The 5,049-nt window shown below is 38.6% G+C and carries 8 protein-coding genes; 2 read left to right on the plus strand and 6 right to left on the minus strand.

The window, feature by feature from the left end:
* Positions 1 to 164: 164 nt before the first annotated feature.
* The 4 genes from V7201_RS16545 to V7201_RS16560 all read right to left on the minus strand — a co-directional run bounded on the left by V7201_RS16545 (position 165) and on the right by V7201_RS16560 (position 2,215).
* Complete coding sequence (locus V7201_RS16545) at positions 165 to 1,070, minus strand: hypothetical protein (RefSeq protein WP_335377854.1); 906 nt, start codon at positions 1,068 to 1,070, stop codon at positions 165 to 167.
* The gene (locus V7201_RS16550; protein ID WP_335377855.1) at positions 1,054 to 1,587 is read right to left on the minus strand and encodes an RNA polymerase sigma factor; all 534 of its coding nucleotides are present in this window, start codon (positions 1,585 to 1,587) and stop codon (positions 1,054 to 1,056) included. The genes V7201_RS16545 and V7201_RS16550 overlap by 17 nt, the downstream gene beginning before the upstream one ends.
* Positions 1,588 to 1,744: 157 nt before the next feature.
* A complete protein-coding gene (locus tag V7201_RS16555) occupies positions 1,745 to 2,014 on the minus strand; it encodes an OsmC family protein (protein WP_335377891.1) in 270 nt (89 codons plus the stop codon).
* Positions 2,015 to 2,215 (minus strand): hypothetical protein, encoded by a 201-nt coding sequence (locus V7201_RS16560; protein ID WP_335377856.1) that lies wholly within the window; start codon positions 2,213 to 2,215, stop codon positions 2,015 to 2,017.
* Between the two features lie 212 nt (positions 2,216 to 2,427).
* Here V7201_RS16560 and V7201_RS16565 point away from each other — a divergent pair, with 212 nt between their 5' ends.
* Together V7201_RS16565 and V7201_RS16570 are read left to right on the plus strand one after the other, a co-directional pair.
* Complete coding sequence (locus V7201_RS16565) at positions 2,428 to 2,556, plus strand: hypothetical protein (protein WP_335377857.1); 129 nt, start codon at positions 2,428 to 2,430, stop codon at positions 2,554 to 2,556.
* Positions 2,557 to 2,652: 96 nt separating this feature from the next.
* A complete protein-coding gene (locus tag V7201_RS16570) occupies positions 2,653 to 3,126 on the plus strand; it encodes a hypothetical protein (protein WP_335377858.1) in 474 nt (157 codons plus the stop codon).
* 335 nt (positions 3,127 to 3,461) lie between these two features.
* Here V7201_RS16570 and V7201_RS16575 read toward each other — a convergent pair whose 3' ends face one another.
* Both V7201_RS16575 and V7201_RS16580 read right to left on the minus strand, forming a co-directional pair.
* Positions 3,462 to 4,202, minus strand: a complete 741-nt coding sequence (locus tag V7201_RS16575) for a metallophosphoesterase family protein (RefSeq protein WP_335377859.1) — start codon at positions 4,200 to 4,202, stop codon at positions 3,462 to 3,464.
* A gap of 12 nt (positions 4,203 to 4,214) precedes the next feature.
* Positions 4,215 to 4,829 carry a LysE/ArgO family amino acid transporter gene (locus V7201_RS16580; RefSeq protein WP_335377860.1) on the minus strand — a complete coding sequence of 205 codons (615 nt, stop codon included), beginning with the start codon at positions 4,827 to 4,829 and terminating at the stop codon, positions 4,215 to 4,217.
* Between the last annotated feature and the right edge of the window lie 220 nt (positions 4,830 to 5,049).

Raw genomic sequence — 5,049 nt, forward strand, 5'->3', positions numbered from 1 at the left:
TGCGCCCGCAGGACATTGATTTACTCCCTCGAATCTGCCCACGCACGATGGAAATGCGTTAGCATTTTCGGAGTAGTCTACGCGCCTTCCACTACAATCAACAGGGTTTAAAAATCAACATTCAGCTTTAACAGAGCCCATATTAGAAGCTGCAGTAACGCAGTTTATTCACCCTGCTTTGGATAAGTAAATTCATAGCTGATCTTTTTTTCATTCAGAGTTATTTTTACCACTACATAGCCAGTTGCGGAAGAGAAAGTATGAGATGAACCCTCCTTTGATTTTTCCTCCCATTCACCTGTAGATCTAATTTCATTCAGGTATTTATTGTATTCCTTCAAACTTGCCTTTTCCCAAATGTATTTTTCAGTGTGGCCATTCTTCTCTACAGGGTTCAATCCAACAGGGAAAGGGAGAGTGTCATATCCATGTGTAGCATAAAGCTGTTCATCATGGATGTATGGCTTTTGATTCTTATACTTCAATGTAGCGATAAAATTAAATATTTCCGCATATTCAAGCTTTGGAAAGTCAAAACTGAAATGCGTTGTTTTATTCTCAGCTTTAACGAAGAAATGGTACCGCAGTGAAACATCTGTCATTTTCACATGTTCTATATAGAGGGTTGTGGGATAAGGGAAATGTTCCAGTTCCTTTTCCACATACATTGCACCTGTACTGGTTATTTTTTTTTGTTCTTCATCTGTTACTATATCTGCATAACCAACTGGTATGGAGCTTCCCACTTTAAAAAACGCATAGCCATCTTCAGATTCTTCACCATAAATACTGGCTGCATTCCATGTGAAATGAGCGTTCATGCTTGCAGAGGAATCTGGTGCTTCCTTCTTTTGATAGTTGGATGGCAATTGGAATAGAATACCTGCTGAAATCAATAAAAATAGACTGGTAAGCATTACATTTTTCCATTCAAAGATTCTTAAAACAGTTCTTTCCTTTGTTTTATTACTTATTGAATGGGTGATTCGGTTACGAATGGCTTCTTTTTTGGATGCAGGAGGTTTGACTTGCTTTAGAATCTTCCAATTTTCATCAAAATGATTGTTCAATTTGACTGCCTCCTTTTAAAACATCCATTTTTTTTAAAGCTGCTATTGCCCTCGATAATGTTTTTCGTACCTTTGTATCAGACCAGCCAAGGATTTCAGTAATTTCTTTTGTCGAACATTCTTCAATTTTCTTCAAGGTTATGACCAGACGATATTCGGGTTTAAGCAATTGAATAGCAACAAGCATTCGTTCCACGGCATCACGGTTTGCCACATATTGCTCCATATCAAATGGAGATGGGATGTCTTTATCTGTGATAAAAGCAGCAAAAATCCTTCTCCGCCTTCGCTTTCGTATTTCATCCATAACCAGGTGCTTCGCGATACTGAATAGCCACGTTTTCTCATTTGACCTGTTTTCGAAGCGGTCAAACGATGTATAAGCCCGCACAAAAGTGTCATGGACAAAGTCTTCACAGCATTGCCGGTCTCCAATCATGAACAGGATAAAACGATAAATGTCTTCATAATAAGTTTCATACCACTCCATTACCTGTTTTTCCTTTACCGGTTTCAAATTTTCCGCCACCTCATTTCCATACTCTACTTTATAAGTCGGCTGATTTGTGAAATCGTGACAGCTATTTTTAAAAATATTGTACAGATTAGGGATTTAGCCATCTTTACATAAAAAATGAGTCCTCTCGCGAAGATGAGGACCCATTTTATTATATTTAATACTCTTCTAATTCCCAGGTATGAGCGAATTGAATGCTCCCTTTTAGTGTTTGAGCAACGGGACAACTCCGTTCAAATACGGAAAGGGCTCTCTCGGCAGCTTCACGTTTTCCTGTAGGTATTTTTAATTCAAAGTGGCAGTTGATTCTTGTAATCATTAATACTCCTTCAGGTGCTTCGATGATTCCTTGTACCTTTGCTTTAACCTTTTCGGGTGTTGCAGGTATTTGGCGCGCTTCCAGCGCTCCAGAAAGGGTGTCGACCAGTCAGCCCCCAGCAGCAGCAACAATATGGTCTAGCGTCGATGGGTATTCTATTTCGGGGTTAACTTTATAGAACTCTTTCACACCACCGTGAACACCATAAATAACAGGTTCGGAAAAACCATCAATAACAGCTTTCTTAATTTTGTTAGTGGAGTCGAGCTGCACAATTTGGATAGATGTTAAATGGATTGGTTTGGACAATTGTCATCCCTCCTGAAATTGTAATTAACCGTTAAAGTTTTGACATTATAGAAATTTAGATTGGTAACGATTGTTATAAGTTCATTGTAAAGATAGGCTGTCCATTTTACAAATAATAGGGTACAAGCTGAGGCATGTCCAAAATATTTTCATATATTGTAAATGTAAGGTTCGGATCTTACCTATCTTTCATAAAGAAAGGGGGTGGAAAGATGATTGCAACTGCTGTGATTGTACTATTGATGTCTCTTGCTTTGGTTGTTGCTTTATTGCTAGGCACTGAACAGCAACAAACGACCCTTGTAAGATGTATCGCCGCTGTAATTAATGCTGGAGCTTAATCTCTTTGAGATTTGACACCTGAACCCCTTACTGCCTCCCCGGATGGACCGGTCATTTTCCGGGGAGACACATAAAAAACCAAAAGAAAGGCAGTGATGAAAACATTGGCCAACAATGATGAGCGGAAACAACAAAATGAAGATGGCGGTCAATCTTTTGATTTAAACAAGCTCGTTAATTTTACGGACAGTTTACTTCAAGAAGATCAGAAAAAGGAAATACAGCAGATTGAGCAATTGCCAAAAAGCGATGCTTCCACTTCTTCACCTTTAAAGGGTCTAGGAGAGGTCATGACAGAAGAAAACCTAGCTTCGATGGTGAGAATGGCTAAGAATCTTGTAAACCCTTCTACTATTTCTCTTTTATCAAAACTAAATATTCCAACTGAGAAACAAGAAAGAAAGACTGATATAGACAAATTAATGCTTTCTATTGAGCAGCTTTCAGGTGACATTAAAGAGATCCACATTGAACTAAGTCAGATTAAACAGAAACTGAGCGCAATCAGCGAGCAGAACACCGTGTTAAAAAATGAATTACTTTCTGTAACTAATCGTAGAAGAAGGTAATTTCTTTTTTTGTACAATTTTTTATATGATTGCCTTATCTTATTAAGGCAACTCAGACTGTAAACAAACTCGATGATAAAGAGCATGTCTTCAGGTAAAACAGGTCTGTTGATTTCCGTTCCAGGCGCTTCGCTTTACGCGGGGCTGGCGCTGATCCCGCAGGACATTGAATAGCTTCCTCAAATCTGCCCACGCACGATTGAAATGCGTTAGCATTTTCGGAGGAGTCTACGCGCCTTCCACTTTAATCAACAGGGTTTCAATAAATGATCTGTGAACAGTATCTTTGTCGACAAGCTAGACTGCCTTATCTTTGTAAGGCAGCTTTATTATTTTTAGCACTGATTCCCATGAAAAACGCTTAATATGAATTCCCTGTCTGGAACCTGCAGTTTTTCATAAGAGAGCAGAAATTTTTTATTGTCATAACTGGCTTTTTCTAAAACAACCTCGATTCTGCTGTTATCAATATTTACGATTGCATATGGGGCAAAAGGCTCATGTGTGCAGCCCAACGACCCCGGGTTCACGAACAGTGTCTTTTCCCCTTTAAAATAGTGCACCGGATGATGATGGCCAAAAAAGATGACATCTTCATGCCTATTAGAGAACAGAGTTTTCATATTTTCCAGGCTCGGTTCAACAATCGAACTGAATGGCTCCTGGCTAATATGGTCATTCATCCTCTCGATGTCAATATGATAATGAGTAAATATAATTGATTGACTCTCGATATTTACCTTCAGCATTCTAGGTAGTTTTTCAAGGTTAGGAACATAGCTTTGATCCATTTGATTAGCAATCCATTGATGATGTTCTCTTGCATGTAAATGACTTTCCGGATGCTTTTCCCCTTTTATAAGGGCTAGTATAGCTTCATCATGATTTCCGGTTATCATTGAGACATCACTTCTCGAAAATAAAATGTTCAATACCTCGTTAGTATCTGGGCCAATCCCAATCATATCTCCCAAACAATAAATATGTTCGATATCTCTCATTCTATCGATTTCATTTAAAACAGCAATTAATGCAGGGGCGTTGCCATGTATGTCAGTTATGACGGCAAACTTCATTAAGTTTTCACCTCATTTGTTTAAAAGTTGAATTGCTAAGTATATTGCTGTCCCCCACATGATTAAGGCTGACACTTTGTTTAAAAGTGCTAGAAACCCAGCAGAGCTCTCCAGAGGTCCTGTTTGCCTGCCAACATACGCCAGCGATAAAAACCAAATCCAGGAAGTAAAAATACAAGCTAGTGTGAAGGCTATTTTATCGGCACCGAAGTATGCAGCTGAACTGGTTCCGATCACACCGATAGTATCCATAATTGCATGCGGATTTAGTAAGGAAACCGTGGCTGCAAAGGCAATTTGTTTTTTAGGCGTAAATGATGCCTTTTCTATTGAATTGCTATTGGGTTTACTTTTCCAGGTGACATAACCCATATACATTAAAAATAATATACCCGCCGACAAGAGTAGTGTATTGAGCCAGCTGATTTTTAGAATGATGACGGAAATTCCTAAAACAGCAAGAGTGATCAGGACTGAATCACAAATAGATGCCGTCAGGATTACTGGCAAAACTTTTTTATAAGATGGGTGTGTTGCACCTTGATTGAAGACGAAGACATTTTGCACCCCTAACGGGAGGATCAAGCCAAAAGATAAAATAAATCCGTGAATACTTGCAGATACCATTTATTAAACCACTACCCTTTAGTTCATTTACTTACTATTATCATAACACTTGCAAAGTTGAAAGCTGTCTATTGCTTCTTTCTGAAATCAATTACACAAATTTTTTTCATACTCCCTTTAAAAAAGTAGGCTCTGTTATAGATGAGTGTTGATTGTTCAAACCTGTTGATTGTAGTGGAAGGCGCGTAGACTCCTACGAAAATGCTAACGCATTTCCATC

The organism is Bacillus sp. JJ1122 (assembly GCF_036964885.1).
Classification (GTDB): Bacteria; Bacillota; Bacilli; order Bacillales; family Cytobacillaceae; genus Mesobacillus.